This window comes from Buttiauxella sp. BIGb0552, from assembly GCF_004366275.1.
In the GTDB taxonomy this organism is placed as follows: Bacteria; Pseudomonadota; Gammaproteobacteria; order Enterobacterales; family Enterobacteriaceae; genus Buttiauxella; species Buttiauxella gaviniae.
Genome location: NZ_SODY01000005.1, coordinates 79,224 through 102,573 on the forward strand (window position 1 = coordinate 79,224; position 23,350 = coordinate 102,573).

A 23,350-nucleotide genomic window follows, 5' to 3' on the forward strand; every position below is an offset into this window, starting at 1 on the left:
TTTTATGATTTCTGGAAAACGCATACTCCGTGCGCGGGACCATGCCATACAGCCATTACCACCGGATTGTCTTCGCCGGCAAACGGAGGAATAGCACGCCATTCCCCTTCGGGTAGAACGATGTCAGCCACTTCTTCGGTAGCGTTAATCGTTATTAGCCAACGGTCTGAGAGTTGGATTTGTAACCGATGAACCCCGTTCTCCCACTCGTCAGCATTCAGAGGTTGAGCCTCTTTATTCCACCAGCACACATTGCCATCACCTTCCTCCCACCAGACATTCCGGGTAAGTGCAGGAATCGTCTTGCGTAGATGAATCAATGCCGCGGTAAAAGTGGTTAAGCCATCGTTGCAGTTTTCCCAGTCAAGCCATGTCAGTTGGTTATCCTGGCAATAAGCATTGTTATTACCATGCTGACTGTGACCGTGTTCATCACCGGCCAAAAGCATCGGCGTACCCTGAGAAAGCAGCAACAACGTCAGCAAAGCGTGAACGCTGTCACGCCGTCTTTCTTTAATATTCAGTGAAGCTTCCAGCCCTTCGAAGCCATAGTTATTGCTGTAGTTATTGTTGGTGCCATCACGGTTGTCTTCACCGTTCGCTTCATTGTGTTTTTGATTGAAGCTGACACAATCGCGCAGCGTAAAACCGTCGTGAGCCGTGATTAAATTGATGCTGGTCGAAGGGAGGCGATCCCCATGTCGATAGACATCGCTTGAACCGGCAAAGCGGCAAGCGAATCCTCCCAACGATAAATCTTGTCGCAGCCAGAAACGGCGCATGCCATCACGAAAATGATCGTTCCACTCCGCAAATAACGGTGGATAGTTGCCGACCTGATAACCCCCCGCGCCAATATCCCATGGCTCAGCAATCAGCTTTATCTGCGACAAAACAGGATCGTTCTTGATCGCCTCAAACAACGGCGCATCCTGACGGAACTCTGGCGTACGCCCCATGATCGAGGCAAGATCGAAGCGGAACCCGTCAATATGGCAGCTGTCGACCCAATAACGCAGGCAATCCACCACCTGCGCCACCACGCCTGGCGTACTCAGATTCAGCGTATTACCGCAACCGGTCCAGTTCTGGTAATCACCGTTATCCATTAACCAATAATAGCTACGGTTGTCGATTCCGCTTAGGGAGAGAGTCGGGCCATCGCGATCCAGCTCCGCACTATGGTTAAGAACGATGTCGAGAATCACCTCAATGCCCGCGTCGTGCAGCGCTTTCACCGCACCACGCAGCTCGTTAGCAGCCGCCAGCGGGTCATGATTCACCGCGTAGTAGCCTTCGACGGCGTAAAACGAACGCGGGTTATAGCCCCAATAGTTGCTTAAACCTAAATGGGCGACGCGCGGCTCTGTGACAAAATGCGCGACCGGCATCAGTTCAAGCGCCGTGATCCCGAGGCGTTTGAAATAGTTAATCATCACCGGATGGCCGAGTGCGGCATAAGTGCCACGCAGCTCTTCGGGTATTTCAGGGTGCAGAAGCGTCAACCCACGAACATGAGCTTCGTAAATAACCGTGTCGCCCCAAGGGGTACGCGGGTGTTCGTCGCCTTCCCAGTCAAACTTATCGCGCACCACCACGCATTTCGCCATGTGTGGGCCGCTGTCTTCCAGGTTCGGCTCGTCATAACCACCGTGAAGATGAGGGTGGTTATCGACACCGCCAACAACTACTCGAGCGCAAGGGTCTAGCAGCAGTTTTGCCGGGTTAAAACGGTGCCCGTTTTGCGGGTCCCACGGGCCATGGACGCGATAGCCGTATTTCAGGCCAGGTTTAGCATCGGGCAAATAACCATGCCAGATGTCGCCTGTGCGCACCGGCAAGTCATAACGACGCTCGTGGCCGTGTTCGTCAAAAACGCAGAGTTCGACTTTTTCTGCATGAGCCGAAAACAGCGTGAAATTGACACCTTTGCCATCAAAAAACGAACCATACGGAGCCGGGTTCCCGGCAGTCAGTTGCGTCATTCAGCCTCCCGTACCAACCAGATAGTCGAAAGCGGCGGCAATGTCAGACTCAGAGAATGGTCACGTCCGTGGCTTGGGATCTCGTCGCTATGTACCGCGCCACTGTTCCCTGCATTACTGCCGTGATAATGCATTGAGTCCGTGTTCAGCTCCTCGCGCCAACGCCCCGGCTGGTTGATACCAAAGCGATAGTTGTAGCGCGGCACCGGAGTGAAGTTACTGGCAACAATGATTTCATTGCCCTTCGAGTCGCGGCGCACAAAGATAAACACCGAATTAACGTTGTCTTCGACCACCAGCCATTCAAAGCCGTAGCTGTCAAAATCCAGCTCGTGCATCGCAGCGTGGTGACGGTAAGTATGGTTCAAATCGCGGACCAGGCGTTTCACACCGTGGTGCCAGTTGTCGCCCCCTTCCAGCAAATGCCAGTCGAGGCTGCTGTCGTGGTTCCATTCGCGACCCTGGGCAAATTCGTTGCCCATAAACAGCAACTTCTTGCCGGGGAAAGCCCACATCCAGCCGTAATAAGCACGCAGGTTGGCAAACTTCTGCCAGGCGTCGCCCGGCATGCGGTCGAGAATGGATTTTTTGCCGTGCACCACTTCGTCGTGCGACAAAGGCAGTACGAAGTTTTCGGTGCTGTTGTACAGCATGCCGAAAGTCATTTTGTCGTGATGGAATTGGCGATGCACCGGGTCGAGTTTCATGTAATCGAGCGTGTCGTGCATCCAGCCGAGGTTCCATTTAAACCAGAAACCTAAGCCGCCCATGGAAGGTGGCCGAGACACACCGGTAAAATCGGTAGACTCTTCAGCCATGGTCACCGCACCCGGCGTTTGCTCACCAATAATACGGTTAGTATTACGCAGGAATTCGATAGCTTCGAGGTTTTCACGCCCGCCTTTATCGTTAGGTATCCACTCGCCTGGCTGGCGGCTGTAATCGCGATAAATCATCGATGCCACCGCATCAACGCGTAAACCGTCGATGCCGAAACGTTCAATCCAGTAGAGTGCGTTGCCCACCAGATAGTTACTGACTTCACGCCGCCCATAGTTGTAAATCAGGGTATTCCAGTCCTGGTGATAACCCTCGCGCGGGTCGCCGTGTTCATACAGCGAGGTGCCATCGAATTTAGCAAGCCCTGCATCGTCAGTCGGGAAATGCCCTGGAACCCAGTCCAGCAGCACGTTTAAGCCCGCAGCATGCGCGGCATTAATAAAGTAGCGGAAGTCATCTCGCGTGCCGAAGCGGCGCGTCGGCGCATACATTCCTTGTGGCTGGTAGCCCCAACTGCCATCGAACGGGTGCTCGTTAATCGGCAACAGTTCGAGGTGAGTAAAGCCCATCTCTTTGACGTACGGTACCAGTTGATCTGCCAGTTCGCGGTAACTGAGCCAGAAATTATTGTCGGCATGGCGACGCCAGGAACCAAGATGCACTTCATAAATTGAAATTGGCTGGTCAAAGCCATTCGCATGCTGGCGCGCGGGGCTAAGGGTGGTTTTATCAGGCAAGCCGCAAATCAGCGACGCGGTTTCCGGGCGCATTTGCGACTCAAACGCATACGGATCGGCCTTCAGGCGCAGATGCCCATCAGTATCAATCAGTTCGAATTTATAGAGCTGCCCTGGATGAGCACCTGGAATAAAGAGTTCCCAGATACCGCTTTCACGGCGCAAACGCATCGGGTGGCGACGGCCATCCCAATAGTTGAACTGACCAACAACTGAGACACGGCGGGCATTAGGTGCCCAAACGGAGAAACGAGTACCGGTAACGCCATCCATTGTGTCGGCGTGCGCGCCGAGCGTTTCATAGGGGCGTAAATGCGTGCCTTCGGACAAAAGCCAGCTATCCATCTCCTGAATTAGCGGGCCAAAGCGATATGGGTCATCAATCAGGTTTTCATGGCCATGCCAGACGACAGCCAATTGGTAACGAAAGATATTTTTACGACGGGGGATTACCCCGCAAAAGAAACCGCGCGAATCAATACATTCTAACTTACCGACTTTCCCACCGGTCTTCGGGTCGATAATCCACACTTCTGTCGCGTTCGGTAACAGGGCGCGAACTTCCAGCCCGGCTTCAGTTTTATGCATTCCCAGCAGCGAAAAAGGATCAGCAAAATGACCCGCAATTAGCGCATTTATCACGTCTTTCTCTGGATGAACAGACATGGAATTCGTCCTGTTTTTTATGTTTCATCCCGGCGCTACGCTTACACGCTCAGGTGAAAGTTATCATTGACCCAACAGGCAGCGTAAATGGAACTCCTGTAAGCTGCTCCGCCCAACAACCCATCAAGACAGTTTTTCACTGCCCTGAATAAAGCATAGCCAACGCTCTGTTTTGCTCCCGAAAATTAATGAACGAAAGTCATACGCTTCATGTATACCCAAATAATTCATGTTATGGGAAGGCGGTAAGCTCAGGAATCCCCAGGAGCTTACTTAAGTAAGTGACTGGGGTGACGGAGTGCAACCAACACATCCATAACGTGAAGTATGAAGGGTATATGACGTGATAAAAAAAGGGGCTGCAATGCCCCTTTGGTCAGTAAGTGTAATTATGCGAGCAAGCGCAACATTCTACGTAACGGTTCGGCAGCGCCCCACAGCAACTGGTCGCCAACAGTGAAGGCAGACAAGTACTCAGGACCCATATTCAGTTTACGCAAGCGCCCGACTGGAGTAGTGAGCGTGCCGGTTACTGCCGCAGGTGTCAGCTCACGCATAGTGATATCACGGTCGTTTGGCACGACTTTGACCCAATCGTTATGCCCGGCCAGCATCGCTTCGATGGTTGGCAGAGAGACATCTTTTTTCAGTTTGAGGGTGAATGCCTGGCTGTGGCAGCGCAGTGCGCCAACGCGGACACACAAGCCATCAACTGGAATGATAGTGCCGGTGTTAAGGATTTTGTTGGTCTCAGCCTGGCCTTTCCACTCTTCGCGGGTCTGGCCATTATCAAGCTGCTTGTCGATCCATGGGATCAGGCTGCCAGCCAATGGCACACCGAAGTTATCGGTTGGCAGGCTGCCGCCACGAGCAAGATCAGTCACTTTACGTTCGATATTCAAAATGGCAGATGCAGGATCAGCAAGCTCGCTGGCAACATGGCTATGCAGTTGGCCCATCTGGGTCAACAGTTCACGCATATGGCGTGCACCGCCGCCGGATGCCGCCTGGTAAGTCGCAACAGAAACCCAGTCAACCAGGTCGTTTGCGAACAGGCCGCCAAGGGACATCAGCATCAAGCTAACTGTGCAGTTACCGCCAACAAAGGTTTTCACGCCGTTGTTCAGACCTTCCTGAATAACGTGCTGGTTTACCGGGTCGAGAATAATAATCGCGTCATCTTTCATACGCAGTGAAGACGCTGCATCAATCCAGTAACCTTGCCAGCCGCTTTCACGGAGCTTTGGATAGATTTCGTTGGTATAATCGCCGCCCTGGCAGGTAATGATAATGTCCAGTGCCTTCAGCGCTTCCAGGTCATATGCGTCTTGCAGCGTACCATTGTTCTGGCCTGCAAAAGACGGGGCCGGGAGGCCTAACTGGGAAGTGGAGAAGAAAACTGGGCGAATGGCGTCAAAATCGCGTTCTTCAACCATGCGTTGCATGAGAACGGAACCGACCATACCGCGCCAACCGATAAAACCAACATTTTTCATAGCGACTAATCCTGCGGATGTGTGTTGTGTACATTAATTGAGATTACTGTTCACCTTACAAAATGCTGCCGAAGTCGCAAGTGAAATTAATCAATGATATGCAAGCTATTAGAAATAGAACTTATCAATGAACACGTTATTTATTAGAGAACACCATTCATGACCGAAATCATTTCTGCGGCAGTACTGTTAATCCTGATTATGGACCCGTTAGGAAACCTGCCGATTTTTATGTCGGTGCTCAAGCATACCGAGCCGAAGCGCCGCCGGGCCATCATGATCCGCGAGCTGCTTATTGCGCTGATAATCATGCTTATTTTCCTTTTTGCCGGGGAAAAAATTCTCGCGTTTCTTAATCTGCGTGCGGAAAGCGTGTCGATTTCCGGCGGGATTATTCTGTTCCTGATCGCCATCAGAATGATTTTCCCAAGCAAGGAAGGAAACGCTTCTGGCCTGCCTGCGGGTGAAGAACCCTTTATCGTGCCACTGGCGATTCCATTGGTTGCCGGACCGACACTTCTGGCAACTTTAATGCTGTTATCGCATCAGTATCCAAACCAGATGGGGCATTTAGTCGCCGCACTTTTACTGGCCTGGGGCGGTACCGTGGCAATTTTGCTGCAATCTTCTCTTTTCTTACGCCTGTTGGGCGAGAAAGGGGTGAATGCGCTGGAGCGTTTAATGGGGCTGATATTGGTCATGCTGGCAACCCAAATGTTCCTCGATGGGTTGCGGGTGTGGATGAAGGGTTAAATAAAAAAACGGTGGATGTCGCTTGCGCTAATCCACCCTACAACTGCTCTTCGTAGGTCGGATTAGCGTTAGCGACATCCGACACATTCACTAAAGCTCGATAACCAAACCTGACTCAGCTGAATCTGGCGTAATCACCACACCCTGCTCGCCCGCAACACTCTTACCTGCCTTCACGCTCTTCACATTACCGATATTACGCAGACACAGTGTCCAGTCTTTCGCCTGGCCTTTACCCTGCACCGTCAGCGTGTTGCCCTCCCGCTTCACTTTCAGCGTGAAGATAACCGAACCGTCTGCCGCCGGGACTTCGCAAATTGCTTCGCGGCCATCGTCGAGATTAAACAGCTGGAAGGCGGTGCCTTCGTGCCATGCGTAATCCGGCTTCTGGTCGTTATTACCGAGCGCCAACAGCGTGTTGTCACGCACATACACTGGCAGGCTCTGGAAACCGTGCTGCTCTTTATGCCAGCGGCTGCCCTGCGCTTCAACGTTGTTGAACAGATGCGTCCAGCGGCCTTCCGGCAGATAGAACTGCACGTCACCCGCTTCACTGAACACCGGCGCAACCATCACTGACTCGCCCAACATGTACTGGCGGTCGAGATAATCGCAACCTGGGTCGTCCGGGAACTCCAGCATCATCGAGCGCATCATCGGCGTACCGAACTCTGCGGCAAATGCGGCCTGGCGGTACAAATACGGCATCATGCGCGATTTCCACTGCGTGAAGTGGCGCACCACATCGCAGGCTTCGTCGTCATACGCCCATGGCACACGGTAGGATTTGCTGCCGTGCAGGCGACTGTGGCTGGAGAGCAGCCCGAACGCGCACCAGCGTTTGTATACATGCGCAGGCGCAGTGTTTTCGAACCCACCAATATCGTGGCTCCAGAAACCGAAACCGGACATGCCGAGGGACAAACCGCCGCGCAGGCTTTCCGCCATAGATTCGTAGTTGGCGTAGCAGTCGCCACCCCAGTGAACCGGGAATTGTTGTGCGCCCACGGAAGCCGAACGCGCAAACAGCACCGCCTCTTCTTCGCCCAGTTCCTGCTTGAGCACGTTCCACACCAGCTCGTTATAGATGAACGCGTAATGGTTGTGCATTTTCTGCGGGTCAGAGCCGTCATGCCATACTACGTCAGTCGGGATACGCTCGCCGAAGTCCGTTTTGAAGCAATCCACACCCATGCGCACCAGGCGTTTCAGGTGCCCTGCATACCATTCGCAAGCTGCCGGGTTGGTGAAATCGACAATCGCCTGGCCGGGCTGCCATTTATCCCACTGCCACACCGCGCCGTTCGGGCGTTTCAGCAGATAGCCTTTTTCCATCCCTTCGCGGAACAGCGGGGATTTCTGGCCGATGTAGGGGTTTATCCACACGCAGATTTTCAGGCCGCGAGCTTTCAGGCGTTTCAGCATCCCTTCCGGGTCCGGGAAGGTCACCGGGTCCCACTCAAAATCACACCACTGGAAGGCTTTCATCCAGAAGCAGTCGAAGTGGAAAACGTGCAGCGGCAAGTTGCGCTCCGCCATACCGTCGATAAAGCTGTTAACCGTCGCTTCGTCGTAGTTGGTGGTAAATGAAGTGGTGAGCCACAGGCCAAACGACCACGCAGGCGGCAGCGCCGGGCGGCCCGTGAAGCGGGTGTAACGGTCAAGCACCGCTTTTGGTGTTGGGCCGTCAATCACGAAGTATTCGAGATATTCGCCTTCGACGCTGAACTGCACTTTGGAAACTTTTTCGGAACCCACTTCAAAAGAGACGCATTCCGGATGGTTCACCAGCACGCCATAACCGCGATTGGTGAGGTAGAACGGAATATTTTTGTAGGATTGCTCGGTGCTGGTGCCGCCATCGCGGTTCCAGGTTTCCACCGTCTGACCATTTTTCACCAGCGCGGTAAAACGCTCGCCCAGTCCATAAACCGTTTCGCCGACGCCCAAATCCAGACGCTCGAACATATGGGTATTTCCGGTATTACCGTCCTGCACGTAGCCGTTGTTTTTCACCGCACTGCCGGTGATACGCACGCCGTCACGCAGGAAATCCAGCGCCCAGTCCAGGCCTTTGGTGACACGCACCGCCAGGTTGCCGCTTTTCAGCTCGGCAAATTCAGCGGTGTTTTGCATGGTGACTTTCACGTCCTGCAACACGTTTAGCGGGTAATGCGGGCCGTTATTCACCGCGCCCTGGAAGTGCTCGATGCGCACACCGACAATCCCTTCCTGCGGGGAGAAAAAGCGCAGCGTAAACAGAGGTGTATCGAGCTGATTGCCACGTTCGCGCACATCTTTCATGCCCGCGTACACCACCATCTCATTACCCTGCTGCTCCACATCGAAAACCTGCACCGGGTGGATAAGCGCTAAACCGGGCTGAATCAGCCAGTTACCGTCACTAATTTTCATTATGCCGTCCTTTTGAATACTGAATTTTTGGAAACGGTGTGCCAGTGGGTCTGGTGATCACCTTTAAAAGCGAGTGTAAAAAATTCGATAGTTCAGGTTTTAAAGCATCGGGAGGCGGGCCGGAATTCCAATTTCTGGTTATCAGATTACGTTTCTTAATAACTGTGAGCAGTGTCGCTCTCTTAGCAGACTAAGAGTTAAGGAATGGCTGTTTTTCGGGCGGTTTGATTGATCTGGCTAATAGTTTCTGAGAAATGATTGGGGAAAGGACAAAGCATTGTTTGGTAAGGGGGGAAAAGTCGGTATACTGCGCACCGCCTCCATGTAGCAATCGAGGCTAGGAAGATCGTCGTCTCCGGTGAGGCGGCTGGACTTCAAATCCAGTTGGTGCCGCCAGCGGTGCCGGGCAGGTTCAACTCCTGTGATCTTCCGCCATTTTTTATTAACTCTGTCAGCTAAATAAACTATATGTCCAATATAGCGCTCACATCAACAACTATATAACCGATTATTTCTAGTATCCACTCCACCCTCGAAGTATTATGATTTTGCTGCATTAAAGGAATTAATATTAAAAGTAGGGTGACTTATGTTAAACAACATTTATAAATACACACATTTAAGATTTGATTTCTTCGATAACTTACTTATCAGGGCCACTCAAAAGTATGCATTGAATGATCCCTTTGAGCTTAGGCCAAGCCACAAAAATGAGGACGATGATTCCGATAGTGAATCCTTCGAAAAGTTAGCCAATTCTTCCTATTTTGATTATGCTGTTGTTTCACTTTCAGAAACCAATAATAATCTCTTAATGTGGTCACATTATGCAGATCAGCATAAAGGTATAGTTATTGAGTTTGATGCAAATAGAGTGTTGTTCGATGATTATAAGGATTTTACAGCTTTAAAGTATGATGAAGATCTTGAAGGAGAAATCATTGATGATGTAGAAAATGAAAGAAGAGAGAATATTAATGCCGGTCATATTCAAAGAGTTCGTTACAACTCAAAAAGACCTAGCATGCAAAAATTTGAAAATATACTTGAACATTTACTAATCAAAAGTGATGAGTGGATCTACGAAAAAGAACACAGAATAATATTACCTCTTCTAACTGCCGATTATATAGTAGTACATGAAAAGCATTTAGACAGTATTGAGTTTACTCTTTATGATAGCAGTTATTTAGATGAGAAATCGTTAGGAAACTCTATGTTCTTAATAAATATTAAAGAGATTTTAAAGCTTGAGGGAGACAGATATATTCGAGAGTTGTATGAACAACCATACGTTTCTGAAGAAGACGCCAAAAATTCATTTATTGAATCTATTTATAGAGAATATTTAAAAGACCTTTCTGAAGACCCTACCACTGTTTTCCTTTACAAAATTCACCCAGAATCAATAAAAGCAATATATATGGGGTGTAAAATTCTGAAAAGAGACAGAGATAGATTGATAAAAAAAATATCTTTAGATAAAAATTTATCTCATATTAAAATCTTCCAATCTGTAACCAGCTCAGAAAGATTTGAACTAGAATTCAAGCAGTTAGATATTCATTCACTTTAACCGACCTTCCAGACGTTCCAACTCTTTCCTGCCAAACGTCTTCAACCAATTCCCCAGGCTCATGCCTGCGTCTTTCGCTGCAACTTCAAATTGAGCTTTCAGTTCTGGTGTGATGCGGATCTGAAATGTCGGAGATTTACCTGCCGTTGACTGTTTTGCATCCCTTTTCACAGTTGACATGTACGTACCCACAAAGTTAGATTTAAGTAGTCAGTTGACACCCTACCATAGGGCTACCTGAAAAAAAACGCCCCCGAAAAGTATTACGAGTACTAGACGGAGGCTCACCACAATCACTCACGCTGAAACCGCATACCCACAACCAGTTATTGAATCCGCAATCACGACGTTACTAAAAACCCCGCTAGGTGCCACACACGATCTCTTCCAGGTGCTCCACGCCTGCCAGCATTATGTTGATGCGCTGATTGAAAACGATGACAACACCGAACGTATGGCATTGTGTGGGCGCTTACTTGCCGCGCTTGAAGTATTGAAAGCTGCGCTAAAAACGCCGTTACCCGCGCATTTAATCGGGCGCCTGACGGTGGATGTGGCAGAGCCCGATAACTATCGCGGCCCATTTTCAACTGATTCCGAAACCCTGCGCGAGTACTGTTCCGCTCTCACCATCTTCCTTCTGCAACGCCAGCAGTCACCTGAGCAGGAAGAACAGATCACCGGTTTATTGTCCGAGTTGATTAACCTTCTGGTCGAGGATTTAAAAACCCCGCGTTTTGTTCACACCGATGGTGGCTGGCAATGATCAGTGGCGAGGTAGTGCCGGGAATTCACTGACCTTTATTGTACGAGTGAAGGATGGCTGTAACCGCGCAGCGATTCGTGCCTCCTTCACTTCCTTAATACCCACTTCTCGATGGTATTATTTTTTGATACCATCGAATAACAAGGAAGTCATACTACACTTGTATGAAACGACAACATCAAAGGACGTTGGAGGCGATCTATCGTCGTCCCGTGGCAGGTTCTCTGGAATGGCGGGACTTTAAAGCGTTAATGATTTCTCTGGGGGCAGAGGTAGATGTAAGTGCCGCTGGATCGCGAGAAGCGTTCACATTACGGGAAGAGGTTCGTGTGTATCACCGACCACACCCGCAATCGACGATGGATAAAGGTGCCGTAAATGCGACCCGCATCTGGTTAGAAAGTATGGGAATCAAACCATGAATAACATGCTTAAAATTGACGGCCACACAGCCATTGTTAGCTTCGACCCAGACATTGAAATGTTTCGCGGCGAGTTCGTTGGCTTAAACGGCGGTGCAGATTTTTACGCCTACAGTGTGCAGGAATTGAAAACAGAGGGAGCCGAATCTCTGAAATTCTTTCTTGATACATGCCGTGCAAAAAACATTGAGCCTTATAAATCATACAGCGGGAAGATTTCTGCTCGTCTAACGCCTGAAGACCATGCAGCTCTTGAACGTATCGCGCTGGCATGCGGCGAGAGTATTAATCAGTTACTCAATCAGGGCGCAAAATTAATCATTAAGCAACATGATGCGTGATTAGCGTTGCCAGCAATTAATCAGGTTTTGTAGGGCGGATTCGCTTGCGACATCCGCCATTTTTTTAAAGCAACGCCTACATCCACACGCCCCCTGCACGCTCTTCTTTGTCACCCCAGCATGTGAGATACTGCGCCGATATTATTTCCGCCACATAAGCAAAAGAATCAGTCCGTTAGACTTACCTGGCGTAAACGAAATAAAACAAGGGGTTACGTGAAGCGTAGCCCTTTTTTAATGCCTGACGAAACAGGTAGCAGCAATTTAAGAGGTTTGTATGAACTGGGATGTGTTGAAGTGGTTGATTGGCATCTACTTTGGCTGTTTTTTTGGGCTTCTCAAAGTGGCCTACTCCGACCCCAAATTTTATCTTGAGTACATAGATAAAAAACTCACCTGGTTCTGTTACACGTGTCTGGTCGGCTTCAGTGCCTTTTGGTACGGGCTTTATGCTTGCAGAAGCTACACGGTAGATAACATCGACCTGATTTCTGAACAGCTGACTCATTTAGACAAAGAATATAACTACGTCACTTCTTACCTTCTGGTGCTGATTATTACGTCCTGTTTATCCTTTGCTGCCAGCATTTTGTTTATTGACGTCGCACGCAGGAAACAAGCGCATTTGAGTTCTTAAACAGCGTTAATACCTTGAAAAAGTTAAAAAACCGTATGGTAAAGCCATGCGGTTTTTTTATTTTGTAGCAAAGCAGCACCATAGCTCCAAAAACCCTTCGTCATACACCTTAACAATCTGTCTTGAGCACAACAGGTAGAATCCCCTTCTTATTTAAAAGGGATATTTCAGCATGAAAAAATTGATGGCAGTTCTGCTGTTAAGCGGTGTAGCGCTTTCGGTCACGGCGTGTTCGAGCGATTACGTTATGTCGACCAAAGCAGGCGATATGATTGTGACGCAGGGGAAACCACAAGTGGATTCAGATACTGGCCTGATTAGTTACACCGATCAGCAAGGCAACGAGCGCCAGATTAATGACGACCAAATCGTGCAGATGATTAAGAAGGACTGATTTGTTATGCAAATACCAGCCAATTTAGATTGGCTGGTATTACATCCCCCACTTATTCACCGCAAAAAACACGTGCCGGAGAGGATGCGCCTTCACTCCGAACAGAAAAATTTTTCATTTTCCTGGCAATATTTCTGCTTCTCATTCGTCTACCTCATCAGAAGCAATAATTAACTAATCTGATGAGGAGTAAAAATGATGAGAGATTTTGATATGCGTGGACATGGCCGGGAGCACGGTCGCGGATTCGGTGGTCACCCGATGGCTAAACCACTGCTGATGGGCATTGTGTTTATTGTCGCGTTGAGCCTGCTGGTGATGTCGCTGTGGAATGCACTGCTGCCTGCGATTATCGGCGTGAAAAGCATTGGCTTCTGGCAGGCGCTTGGGTTGCTGGTGCTGTGCCGTATTCTGTTCGGCGGCCTTGGGCTGCGTCCTGGGATGTTCGGTATGGGCCGGGAGCGCCGCCGTATGCATGAACGCTGGATGCAAATGACACCAGAGCAGCGTGAACAGTTTGTTCAGCAGCGCCGCGGCGGATTCTGGCGTCATGGTCGCGGCCATTGCCATCATCGCGATGAGCATCATGCCGATCGCCACGAGCGGCAGGGTGAGAATGAGCATTGCCGTCAGAAGCCGGAAGATAACGCCCAGAAACCGACGCAGGCTGAGTGACGGTAATGAAAGCCGGGACGGCAGGACACTCTCGAGTCATGTTGGCACTGACTGCATGTCGCTCGAAGCTGAAAGCTTTTATCGTTGGCCGCACGCCGGTTCGTGATGACGCAGACGATATCCTGCAAGAAGTGACATGGCAGTTGATGAAAGTGGAGCAACCGGTGGAGAACGTCGCCGCCTGGTTGTTTCGCGCCGCTCGTAATGAAATGACCGACAGGGCACGCAAAAAGCGCGAGCTTCCGCTTTCTGATTATTATTCTGACGGCGAAGAGGGTTTTCTTCCGGAAGACGAACTGGCGGAAACGTTGTTTGGCGTGCCGCAGTCACCGGAAGACGAATATTTGAGTCAATTGCTCTGGGATGAGCTGGAAGATGCGATGTCGGAGCTTCCTGTGGCGCAGCGTGAGGCGTTCGAAAAAACCGAACTCCACGGCTACAGCTTTAAGGGGTTAGCGGAAGAAACAGGCATTAGCGTTCAGGCACTGTTATCCCGCAAGCACAAGGCCGTGCTTTATCTACGAACCCGTCTTCGCAATCTTTATGATGAGCTAACGGAAGGCTGAGTGCGCAGAGTCGGGTTTCTCTGAACGAAAAGCCCCGGCCAGCATAGCCTGGCCGGAGTGGTGCAAGGGATTGATTGAGCTTATTGACCGACCCGCCACGCAACATCACGCATGGCGTCGCGCGCTGCCTGGCTGATACCACCAAGCTGGAAAAAGCCGTGGATCACACCGAGATAGCGTTGGCAGGTGGACTCAACGCCCTGGTCCATCAGGCACTCATGCAGCACCTCGCCTTCATTGCGAAGGGGGTCGTATTCAGCGGTGATGATATGCACCGGTGGCAAGCCTGCAAAATCTTCACGAAATAACGGGCTGGCTTCATCATCCATTGCGTCCAGATCGGGCATATAGGCTTCGTAACCGGAAAGCAGCGTATCGCGGGTAATGATGTAGTCGTAGCCATTTTCCTGATAGCTGACAGATTCCGCCGTCGCGTCCAGCATCGGGTAAATCAGCATGAGGCGCGCAGGCAACCAGTTTCCCGCACTTTTCAGGCGCAGGGCGGTGACCAGGGCAATGTGTCCACCGGCGCTGTCGCCCGCGAGCGTTATTCGTTCACAATCCACTTCCAGCTGATCAGCCGCTTGCCAGATAGCGTCCGCTGCACGCTCAGCATCATCATGCGCTGCCGGATAAGTGTGCTCCGGTGCCACGCGATACTGAACAGCAATCACCCGGCAACCACTGTGATAGCAAAGCTGGCGTAACTGATTGTCATGGGTTTCAAACCCACCGCTAACAAAGCAACCGCCGTGGTAGTAGATCACGGCAGGAAGCGATCCGGTGGCATTGAGCGGGGAAAACATACGTAACGTGCAGCCATCAAGACAGATGTCTTTCACGTCGACCCGGGTTTCCGTTTCGCCCGCTAAAACCGTGCTGGCGATATACCCGGCCCGGCGTTCGGCAAAAGTTTGTTGGCGTGAAGAAGGACGGCCAGAATCGATGAACTCATCAACCAGCCCGGAAATTGCGGGTTCAAGGGACATAGCGGAATTCCTTTTATGCTGTATAGATGAACAGTTATATCGCATTTATGGGATCGCGTGAACCAAGTTTTTTCACTATTTCAGCATTCTGGAAAGCGCCTCGAACAAATGAAAACTACCAGGAAAAAGCAGATAACCGTACGCTTTTTGAGGTTTATAGTACCTAGCAAGCTCATTCACAAAACAACATTAGATACCGTAAATAATGTAGATGGTTAAACATTGTGCGATTTACCCATCGTGTTAAAATGAGTTTAAACATTGTTTAATTTGGTAATCATGGTGAAAACGCTGATTCGTAAATGGGGTAATTCCGCAGGGGCCATTATTCCTGCTGCTGTTCTGGAGAAAGCTGGGATGAGAATAGGTGACAAAGTGGATATTGAAGCCGTTGAGGGAGGGATTATGTTGCGAATCGCAAAGCCGATATACACGCTAAGTGAGTTACTGGCCCAATCACCAGAAGGAAGTTTCGAGCTTGATGATGAAGACCGTGAGTGGCTGAATTCTCCTCCTGTTGGCAAGGAGTTAGATTAGTGAGTCTTTATTTGCCTGATAGAGGCGATGTAGTGTGGCTCGATTTTGATCCTGCCGCAGGTCACGAACAAGCCAAAACTCGGCCTGCGCTAGTATTGTCACCAGTCGAATTTAGCCGCAAGGCTGGGATGGCGATTGTGGCACCAATAACATCTCGTGTTCGTGGCAATGCGTTTGAAGTACATCTGACAGAAACTCACACCCGGGGAGTTGTCATTTGCCATCATGTTAAATCAATCGATTTCCGGGCCAGACAGATGCGTTTCATTGAAAAAGCACCTGAAGAAGTCACAGAAGAGGCGCTGTCCAGAGTGAAGGTCTTTTTCGAATAACACAGTGGGATGCAAAGCATCCCACTGCATCACCTACTCGCCTTCCCCTGGGAACAGGAAAGGATTGATGCTGCTGCGGGCAAAGCCTTCTTGCTCCATGCGCGCATCCAGCACCAGCGAGGCTAAATCGTCGGCCACGGCTTCCACTTTGGCATCTTTTTCCTGATAGAGGATCTTCAGGTAAGTGCCGCAGTCGCCACAGCTTTCCGCTTTAATCGCTGATTGTTCGCTTTCCAGCGACCAGTAGTTCAGGTCGCGGGTTTGCTCGCAGTTGCTGCATTTAATGCGCACCACATGCCATTCGGTTTCGCACAGGTTGCAGTGCAAATAACGCAGGCCGCTGGTGCCACCGATTTGCACGACGCTGGATACCGGAATCGAACCGCACACTGGGCAGAACTGGCGTTGCTCGCCGTATTCCGCTTTCGCACGGCCCGGGATCAGGCTTGCCATTTGCGCCCAGTAGAGTGACAACGCCGCCCAAATGAACGGGGCTTTGTCGCTCGAAACCAGCGCAAAGTCTGCATTAAACAACGCAGTGGCCATCTCTTCCAGCTCTTGCGAAGAGGCTTTTTCCAGGTTTTCGATAACCGCTAATGCCTGGCCGTCCATTTCTGGTTTCAGCTCGGCAATCAGTGAATTCAGCAGGCGCTGCCAGTGCGGGTCACGCGGCAGCACGTGAATATCCAATGGCGGCTTGCCCGTTTCAGACGCTTTCTGAATCAGATCGGTTAAATCCATTTGCAGCGGGTGGTCGTACAGCACCACTTCCTGCGCATGGGCGATAAGTGCCGCAAAGCGCAAGAAATCGCCCAGCGGATTATCGGTCGCCAACTCGCGCAGACGTTCTGCGCGGCGGTTGTAGAGGTTTTTCAGCCTTGGGAACAATAACGGCGGGATCATTTCCGCCGTGCGTTTATCGCTCTTCTCCAGCTGATCTTGCGGGATTATGCGAATACTCATTCCTGTCGTTTTTCCTGTTTTTGGCGAACTTCACGATACCATTTCGGATGGTGTTTCTTCGCCCAGGTCGTGGTGACCCAGCCTTCCACCATCGCGGTAATCGTGCCTTTCACCCAAAGGGCGGCGTAGATGTGGACCATAATAACCACAATCAGTGCCACTGCGGCAAATGAATGCACCATCAGGGCTACGCGAATCACCGGGATTGAGAAAGCAGGAGCGAAGTAAGGACGCCAGATAATCACGCCACTCACCAGCAGTAACACCAGGAAAATAATCGCCGCCCAGAACACGCATTTCTGGCCGAAGTTATAACGCCCGGTATCACCCACTTCCTCGTTGACGATGATCTTACGAATATTCTTCGCCCAAAAGATATCATCCCGATTGATTAGGTTGTGGTGCCAGTAACGGAAAAACATGATGATAAACGAGGCAAACATCACCACACCGACAAACGGGTGGAGGATGCGCGCCAGCTGCGGCGTGCCGAGAACATGCATCAACCAGTTGAAGGAGGGGAAGAAAAAGCCCAGTCCGCTGATGGCCGCCAGCATAAAGCAGAAGGCGGTTACCCAATGGTTGATACGCTCAGGCGCGCTATAACGCTGAATAGTCACTTGTTTTTTCATGGTTTGCGCACCTCGTCATCCTCATGGTGCAAGTTATCGTCCTCTTCTTCGGCACGGTTCGGGCCGACCCCCACATAGTGGAACACGCTGGCGGCGAAGGTTGCAGCAAAGCCAATGGCGGCCAGCGGCTTCCAGACACCTTTCCAGAATTTCACGGTTGGGCTGATGGACGGATTTTCCGGCAGGCCGTGATACAGCGTCGGCTTGTCCGCATGATGCAGCACGTACATGACGTGAGTGCCGCCAACGCCTTCAGGGTCGTACAATCCGGCGTTGTCGAAACCACGGGTTTTCAACTCAGCCACACGATCCCCCGCCAGCGTTTTCATATCCTCTTTCGAGCCAAAATGAATCGCACCGGTTGGGCACGTTTTCACGCAAGCAGGCTCCTGGCCGACGGTCACACGGTCTACACACAGGGTGCATTTGTAGACACGGTTGTCCTCCGGGTTCAGGCGCGGCACATCGAACGGGCAACCGGCGATGCAGTAACCGCAGCCGATGCACTGTTCAGACTGGAAATCGACAATGCCATTGGCGTACTGAATGATCGCGCCTTCAGCCGGGCAGGCTTTCAGGCAGCCCGGATCCGCACAGTGCATACAGCCATCTTTGCGGATCAGCCATTCCAGCTTGTCGTTTTGCTCCACTTCCGAGAAACGCATCACCGTCCACGATTTAGCAGTCAGATCCGCCGGGTTGTCATACACCCCGACGTTGCTGCCGATCTCATCGCGCAGATCGTTCCACTCCGAACAGGCCACCTGGCAGGCTTTGCAGCCAATGCAGGTGGTCACGTCGATAAGTTTTGCGACCTCTTGCTGGTGATCCCGCGCCTGAGGCGCGGGCGTGAGGCCGTTGGTGGCGGAACGGCGGATAATATCTTGAGATTGATAAGCCATAATTCCTCTCCGCTACACCTTTTCCACATTGACCAGGAACGCCTTAAATTCAGGCGTTTGCGTGTTGGCATCACCGACAAATGGCGTCAGGGTGTTAGCGATAAAGCCTTTCTTCGCCACGCCTTCATAACCCCAGTGAATCGGAATACCGATGGTGTCCACTTTTTGGCCATTCACATCCAACTGACGAATACGCTTGGTCACCACCGCTTTGGCTTTGATAAAGCCACGGTTGGAGGAGACTTTCACCGTGTCACCGTGAGCAATACCGAGTGAATTTGCGAGCTTTTCGCCAATCTCGATAAACTGCTCTGGCTGCGCGATGGCGTTCAGTACTGCGTGTTTGGTCCAGTAGTGGAAGTGCTCGGTCAGACGATACGTGGTGCCGACATATGGGAATTTGTCGTGTTTGCCCATCGCTTCCAGGTCACCTTTAAACACGCGCGCCGCCGGGTTAGAAACCACGTTCGGGTGCAGCGGGTTGGTGCCAAGCGGCGTTTCAAACGGCTCGTAGTGTTCCGGGAACGGCCCTTCTGCCATCTTGTCGATAGCAAACAGACGCCCTAAACCTTCCGGCTGCATGATGAATGGCCCAACGTCGGTACCCGGTGCGGCGGTGCTGTAGTCGGCGATATCTGCGCCGCTCCACTTCGCGCCATCCCAGGAAATCAGTCGGCGTTTTTCATCCCACGGTTTACCTGCGGGATCAGCAGAAGCACGGTTATACAGAATGCGACGGTTAAGCGGCCACGCCCAGGCCCAGCCTAACGTATTACCCAAACCAGACGGGTCAGCGTTATCACGGCGTGCCATCTGGTTGCCGTCTGGCGTCCAGGAACCGGCGAAGATCCAGCAGCCACTTGAAGTGGTGCCGTCATCGCGCAGTTGAGCAAATGAACTGATTTGTTGGCCTTTTTTCACCAGAACCGTACCGGTTGCCGGGTCGACAACGTCCTGCAACGCTTTACCGTTGCTTTCCATCGCCACTTCTTCCGGCGCCGGGTTATCAGGCGTCTGGTAATTCCAGGTCATGTTCAGCACTTGCTCAGGCAGCGCACCGCCTTCGGCCTGGTACATGTGGCGCATGCGGCTAAAGATGCCCGCGAGGATTTCGCCATCGTTCAGCGCTTCCCCTGGGGCGTCCGCACCTTTCCAGTGCCACTGCAACCAGCGGCCGGAGTTAACGATAGAACCGTTTTCTTCGGCAAAGCAGGTGGATGGCAAGCGGAACACTTCAGTCTGGATTTTCGACGGGTCAACATCATTAAATTCGCCGTGGTTTTGCCAGAAGTTCGCGGTTTCAGTGTTCAGCGGGTCGATGGTCACGAGGAATTTCAGCTTCGACAGTGACGCAATAACTTTGTTTTTGTTCGGGAACGAGGCAACAGGGTTGAAGCCCTGACACAGATAACCGTTCACCTTGCCCTGGTTCATCATCTCGAAATATTGCAGGACGTCGTAGCCCTTGTCCCACTTCGGCAACCAGTCATAACCCCAGCTATTTTCCGCTGTGGCTTTGTCGCCAAAGAAAGCTTTCATCATCGAAACGAAGAATTTCGGATAGTTACCCCAGTAGTTGACTTGGCCTTCCAGCAGCGGTTTCGGCGTGTTGGCGGCAAGATAAGTCTGGAGATCGGCTTGTTTCTCGTTCGGCAGCGTCATGTAGCCCGGCAAGCTTTGTGACAGCAGGCCGAGGTCCGTCAGACCCTGAATGTTGGAGTGACCGCGCAGGGCGTTCACGCCACCGCCTGCCATTCCCATGTTGCCGAGCAGCAACTGAATCATCGCCATGGTGCGAATGTTCTGCGCGCCCACGGAGTGTTGCGTCCAGCCCAGCGCATACAAGAACGATGCGGTTTTATTTTTTGCGCTGGTTTCTGCGATGTATTCACAAACTTTCAGGAAATCATCTTTCGGGGTGCCGCAAATATTGGAAACCACATCTGGCGTGTAACGAGAAACGTGCTCTTTGAGCAGGTTCCATACGCAACGCGGGTGAGTCAGCGTCAGGTCGCGTTTGGCGAAACCTTTTTCATCCAGCTCATAGTTCCAGGTGGTTTTGTCGTATTTACGGTTTGCCGCGTCGTAGCCTGAGAACAGGCCGTCATCGAAGCTGTAATCCTCACGCACAATCAGGTTGGCGTTGGTGTAAGCCTCAACGTATTCGCGGTTGAATTTATTGTTGTTTATCAGATACAGCAGTACGCCTGACAGGAAAGCAATGTCAGAGCCGGAACGAATCGGGGTGTAGAAATCTGCCACCGATGCGGTTCGCGTAAAGCGCGGATCGATAACAATCAGCTTCGCGCCGTTATGGATTTTGGCTTCCATCGCCCAGCGGAACCCGACGGGATGCGCTTCTGCCGCGTTTCCACCCATCACAATCACGAGATCGGCGTTCTTGATATCAACCCAGTGGTTGGTCATCGCACCGCGACCAAATGTTGGAGCAAGACTTGCTACCGTTGGTCCGTGTCAGACACGCGCCTGGTTATCCACGGCAAGCATGCCGAGGGCGCGGGAAAATTTCTGGGTTAAATAGCCGGTTTCATTACTGGAAGCGGATGCGCACAACATGCCGGTGGAGAGCCAACGGTTAACCGTGGTTCCCTGGTCGTTCTGGGCAATAAAGTTGGCATCGCGGTCAGCTTTCATTAGTTTGGCAATACGGTCAAATGCCGTTTCCCAACTGATCTGCTCCCACTTATCCGAGCCTGGTGCGCGGTAAGACGGGAATTTCAGACGGCTTTCGCTGTGGATGAAATCCACAAGTCCTGCACCTTTAGGGCAAAGTGCACCACGGTTAACCGGGTGATCCGGGTCGCCTTCGATATGGAAGATAGATGCTTTGGCATTTTTCGCGCCGTCGCCGAGGCTATACATCAATAGCCCACAACCAACGGAACAGTATGTGCAGGTATTACGCGTTTCACGGGTGCGCAGCAATTTATATTGCCGTGTTTCCGCAAGTGCCACGCCTGGGGCAAAGCCCAATGCGGCTGCCGTAGTCCCTGCCATACCGCCAGCACAGATCTTAAAGAACTGTCTTCTGCTGACCTGCATGGGTGCTCCTTGTTTCGACATTTTTCACAAGACTTTATAGGTGTAATTTTTGCGGTTTGACCGATGAAGGTTCACAATCAAACCCAAACTGGAAATACCCCCTAATCCAATAGGGGTAGTGTTTCCAGAATACCACATTAGGATTAAGGCCGTTCCAATCAGGTTAAGACAAAGTGAACAATTCCGAACCAAATCAGAACGAAAATGTGAACACCATCACTGGTGCCCGGACGATTGAGTTATGGCAACGCCACGATTTACTCGAGGCTAAAGGCGACTGGCTGGCTGAAGAAGTCCCGGTGGCTCTGGTCTACAATGGTATTTCGCATGTGGTAATGATGGCATCTCCCAAAGATCTGGAGCTTTTTGCATTAGGTTTTTCCTTATCAGAAGGGATAATTGAATCCCCATCAGACATTTACGGAATTGATGTTTCGCCAGTGTGTAACGGCCTGGAAGTGCAAATTGAGCTCTCAAGCCGCCGCTTTATGGGGCTGAAAGAACGCCGCCGTTCTCTTGCCGGGCGCACTGGCTGTGGCGTTTGTGGCGTTGAGCAACTCAACGATATTGGCCGCCCAATCTCTCCCCTGCCGTTTACGCAAACATTCGACCTGAACAACCTTGATGCAGCCTTAAACCAGATGCGCGACTACCAGCCAGTCGGGCAACTCACCGGCTGCACGCATGCCGCACTCTGGCTTAATGAAAACGGCACTATTCTGGATGGCAAAGAAGATATCGGCCGCCACGTAGCGCTGGATAAATTGCTTGGCGCACGTGGGCGTGAGGCCTGGCAAAACGGTGCAGTTTTAGTCTCAAGCCGCGCCAGCTATGAGATGGTGCAAAAGTCGGCCCAGTGCGGGGTGGAGATTCTGTTTGCCGTCTCAGCCGCAACCACGCTTGCCGTTGAAGTGGCAAGCCGCTGCAACCTGACGCTCGTTGGATTTAGCAAACCAGGTCGAGCCACGGTTTATACCCATCCGCAGCGGTTGTGTTAACAGGCTGTACATTCCGTTACGTACCGACACCAATCACTCACTGAACGTATTTGTTTGTTGGCATAAAGTTATTTCAACGGGCCAACAACCCACACATAAACAAATACGAGACTATCAAAATGAAAAAAGTATTAACTCTGATTGCTGTTGCTGTAATGGGTATGTCCTCTGTTGCTTTCGCTGCTGAAACTACTGCAGCACCTGCTCCAGCAAAACACACCACTACTGTGCACCACAAGAAACACCATAAAGCAGCACCGGTAGCTCAGAAAGCGCAAGCAGCTAAAAAGCACCACAAAAAAGCCACTACAACTGCAACTCCAGCAGCACCACAGAAAGCCCAGGCGGCTAAAAAGCACCACAAAAAAGCCGCTACCACTGCAACTCCAGTAGCGCCACAGAAAGCTCAGGCTGCTAAAAAGCACCACAAAAAAGCAGCTGCACCAGTAGCGCCAGCAGCAAAACCAGCGGTTAAACCAGCTGCATAAGTTGCAATGAAACCCCTCATTATTAAAAACACCCGGCTTGCCGGGTGTTTTGTTATCAAACCTGAGCAACTGCTAAAACGCTTTCGGTTTGAAATCATCTTGATGCTGGTCATTCTTTACGGAATGGCTGCGGTCTGCTGCTACTTTTTGTTTTTCACGCCGTCCACAACTTAAAATCCGCCTGGGTTCTTAACCCACCAATCTTTCGTGCATCACACTTCTGAAAAACTAAATTCC

Annotated in this window: 22 protein-coding genes and 1 tRNA gene; 13 read left to right on the plus strand and 10 right to left on the minus strand. The window is 51.2% G+C overall.

Going from position 1 to position 23,350, the window contains the following annotated elements:
• Window positions 1-2: 2 nt before the first annotated feature.
• From glgX to asd, 3 genes are all read right to left on the minus strand, one after another.
• Window positions 3-1,985, minus strand: a complete 1,983-nt coding sequence (gene glgX, locus EDF88_RS15535) for a glycogen debranching protein GlgX (protein ID WP_134185686.1) — start codon at window positions 1,983-1,985, stop codon at window positions 3-5.
• Window positions 1,982-4,168, minus strand: coding sequence for a 1,4-alpha-glucan branching enzyme (gene glgB / locus EDF88_RS15540; RefSeq protein ID WP_134185688.1), 2,187 nt, complete (start codon window positions 4,166-4,168; stop codon window positions 1,982-1,984). The genes glgX and glgB overlap by 4 nt, the downstream gene beginning before the upstream one ends.
• Window positions 4,169-4,557: 389 nt before the next feature.
• Window positions 4,558-5,664 (minus strand): aspartate-semialdehyde dehydrogenase, encoded by a 1,107-nt coding sequence (gene asd / locus EDF88_RS15545; protein WP_064514384.1) that lies wholly within the window; start codon window positions 5,662-5,664, stop codon window positions 4,558-4,560.
• 159 nt (window positions 5,665-5,823) lie between these two features.
• On the opposite strand from asd, the gene EDF88_RS15550 reads away from it, so the two are divergent.
• Window positions 5,824-6,417, plus strand: a complete 594-nt coding sequence (locus EDF88_RS15550; protein ID WP_064514385.1) for a YhgN family NAAT transporter — start codon at window positions 5,824-5,826, stop codon at window positions 6,415-6,417.
• 90 nt (window positions 6,418-6,507) lie between these two features.
• Here the strand turns inward: EDF88_RS15550 and yicI are convergent, their stop codons facing one another.
• On the minus strand, window positions 6,508-8,832 hold the full coding sequence (yicI, locus tag EDF88_RS15555; RefSeq protein ID WP_134185690.1) for an alpha-xylosidase: 2,325 nt from the start codon (window positions 8,830-8,832) through the stop codon (window positions 6,508-6,510).
• Window positions 8,833-9,172: 340 nt separating this feature from the next.
• On the opposite strand from yicI, the gene EDF88_RS15560 reads away from it, so the two are divergent.
• A tRNA-Sec gene (locus EDF88_RS15560) sits at window positions 9,173-9,267 on the plus strand.
• Window positions 9,268-9,421: 154 nt separating this feature from the next.
• A complete protein-coding gene (locus tag EDF88_RS15565; protein WP_134185691.1) occupies window positions 9,422-10,408 on the plus strand; it encodes a DUF2971 domain-containing protein in 987 nt (328 codons plus the stop codon).
• Here the strand turns inward: EDF88_RS15565 and EDF88_RS15570 are convergent.
• Window positions 10,400-10,588, minus strand: coding sequence for a toxin-antitoxin system HicB family antitoxin (locus EDF88_RS15570; RefSeq protein ID WP_134185693.1), 189 nt, complete (start codon window positions 10,586-10,588; stop codon window positions 10,400-10,402). The genes EDF88_RS15565 and EDF88_RS15570 overlap by 9 nt on opposite strands.
• 211 nt (window positions 10,589-10,799) lie before the next feature.
• Between EDF88_RS15570 and EDF88_RS15575 the strand changes: the two genes are divergently transcribed.
• The 6 genes from EDF88_RS15575 (at window position 10,800) to EDF88_RS15605 (ending at window position 14,209) form a co-directional block, all read left to right on the plus strand.
• Complete coding sequence (locus EDF88_RS15575) at window positions 10,800-11,174, plus strand: hypothetical protein (protein WP_243839625.1); 375 nt, start codon at window positions 10,800-10,802, stop codon at window positions 11,172-11,174.
• A 418-nt stretch (window positions 11,175-11,592) separates the two neighbouring features.
• Window positions 11,593-11,937: a type II toxin-antitoxin system HicB family antitoxin gene (locus tag EDF88_RS15585; protein WP_134185697.1), complete on the plus strand. Its 345-nt coding sequence runs from the start codon at window positions 11,593-11,595 to the stop codon at window positions 11,935-11,937.
• A gap of 277 nt (window positions 11,938-12,214) precedes the next feature.
• A complete protein-coding gene (locus tag EDF88_RS15590) occupies window positions 12,215-12,574 on the plus strand; it encodes a hypothetical protein (RefSeq protein WP_134185699.1) in 360 nt (119 codons plus the stop codon).
• A gap of 172 nt (window positions 12,575-12,746) precedes the next feature.
• Window positions 12,747-12,968: a YgdI/YgdR family lipoprotein gene (locus EDF88_RS15595; RefSeq protein ID WP_134185701.1), complete on the plus strand. Its 222-nt coding sequence runs from the start codon at window positions 12,747-12,749 to the stop codon at window positions 12,966-12,968.
• Window positions 12,969-13,166: 198 nt separating this feature from the next.
• Window positions 13,167-13,643, plus strand: coding sequence for a hypothetical protein (locus tag EDF88_RS15600; RefSeq protein ID WP_134186021.1), 477 nt, complete (start codon window positions 13,167-13,169; stop codon window positions 13,641-13,643).
• A gap of 5 nt (window positions 13,644-13,648) precedes the next feature.
• Window positions 13,649-14,209 carry a sigma-70 family RNA polymerase sigma factor gene (locus EDF88_RS15605; protein WP_134186023.1) on the plus strand — a complete coding sequence of 187 codons (561 nt, stop codon included), beginning with the start codon at window positions 13,649-13,651 and terminating at the stop codon, window positions 14,207-14,209.
• An 80-nt stretch (window positions 14,210-14,289) separates the two neighbouring features.
• Here the strand turns inward: EDF88_RS15605 and EDF88_RS15610 are convergent, their stop codons facing one another.
• Window positions 14,290-15,198: an alpha/beta hydrolase gene (locus EDF88_RS15610; RefSeq protein WP_134185703.1), complete on the minus strand. Its 909-nt coding sequence runs from the start codon at window positions 15,196-15,198 to the stop codon at window positions 14,290-14,292.
• A gap of 261 nt (window positions 15,199-15,459) precedes the next feature.
• On the opposite strand from EDF88_RS15610, the gene EDF88_RS15615 reads away from it, so the two are divergent.
• Together EDF88_RS15615 and EDF88_RS15620 are read left to right on the plus strand one after the other, a co-directional pair.
• Window positions 15,460-15,735 (plus strand): AbrB/MazE/SpoVT family DNA-binding domain-containing protein, encoded by a 276-nt coding sequence (locus EDF88_RS15615; RefSeq protein ID WP_208326151.1) that lies wholly within the window; start codon window positions 15,460-15,462, stop codon window positions 15,733-15,735.
• Window positions 15,735-16,067 (plus strand): type II toxin-antitoxin system PemK/MazF family toxin, encoded by a 333-nt coding sequence (locus EDF88_RS15620; RefSeq protein WP_134185705.1) that lies wholly within the window; start codon window positions 15,735-15,737, stop codon window positions 16,065-16,067. The genes EDF88_RS15615 and EDF88_RS15620 overlap by 1 nt, the downstream gene beginning before the upstream one ends.
• A gap of 33 nt (window positions 16,068-16,100) precedes the next feature.
• Here the strand turns inward: EDF88_RS15620 and fdhE are convergent, their stop codons facing one another.
• From fdhE to fdnG, 4 genes are read right to left on the minus strand one after another with little or no spacing between them, the layout of a single operon-like run.
• The gene (gene fdhE / locus EDF88_RS15625) at window positions 16,101-17,030 is read right to left on the minus strand and encodes a formate dehydrogenase accessory protein FdhE (RefSeq protein ID WP_064561182.1); all 930 of its coding nucleotides are present in this window, start codon (window positions 17,028-17,030) and stop codon (window positions 16,101-16,103) included.
• Window positions 17,027-17,662, minus strand: a complete 636-nt coding sequence (fdoI, locus tag EDF88_RS15630) for a formate dehydrogenase cytochrome b556 subunit (protein ID WP_064561183.1) — start codon at window positions 17,660-17,662, stop codon at window positions 17,027-17,029. The genes fdhE and fdoI overlap by 4 nt, the downstream gene beginning before the upstream one ends.
• Window positions 17,659-18,564, minus strand: coding sequence for a formate dehydrogenase subunit beta (fdxH, locus tag EDF88_RS15635; protein ID WP_064561184.1), 906 nt, complete (start codon window positions 18,562-18,564; stop codon window positions 17,659-17,661). Before fdxH ends, fdoI begins: the two co-directional genes overlap by 4 nt.
• A 12-nt stretch (window positions 18,565-18,576) precedes the next feature.
• A complete protein-coding gene (gene fdnG / locus EDF88_RS15640) occupies window positions 18,577-21,627 on the minus strand; it encodes a formate dehydrogenase-N subunit alpha (protein ID WP_134185707.1) in 3,051 nt (1,016 codons plus the stop codon).
• 173 nt (window positions 21,628-21,800) lie between these two features.
• Between fdnG and fdhD the strand changes: the two genes are divergently transcribed.
• On the plus strand, window positions 21,801-22,625 hold the full coding sequence (fdhD, locus tag EDF88_RS15645) for a formate dehydrogenase accessory sulfurtransferase FdhD (RefSeq protein WP_134185710.1): 825 nt from the start codon (window positions 21,801-21,803) through the stop codon (window positions 22,623-22,625).
• A gap of 119 nt (window positions 22,626-22,744) precedes the next feature.
• Window positions 22,745-23,113 (plus strand): acid resistance repetitive basic protein Asr, encoded by a 369-nt coding sequence (asr, locus tag EDF88_RS15650; protein ID WP_064514407.1) that lies wholly within the window; start codon window positions 22,745-22,747, stop codon window positions 23,111-23,113.
• Window positions 23,114-23,350 lie beyond the last annotated feature (237 nt).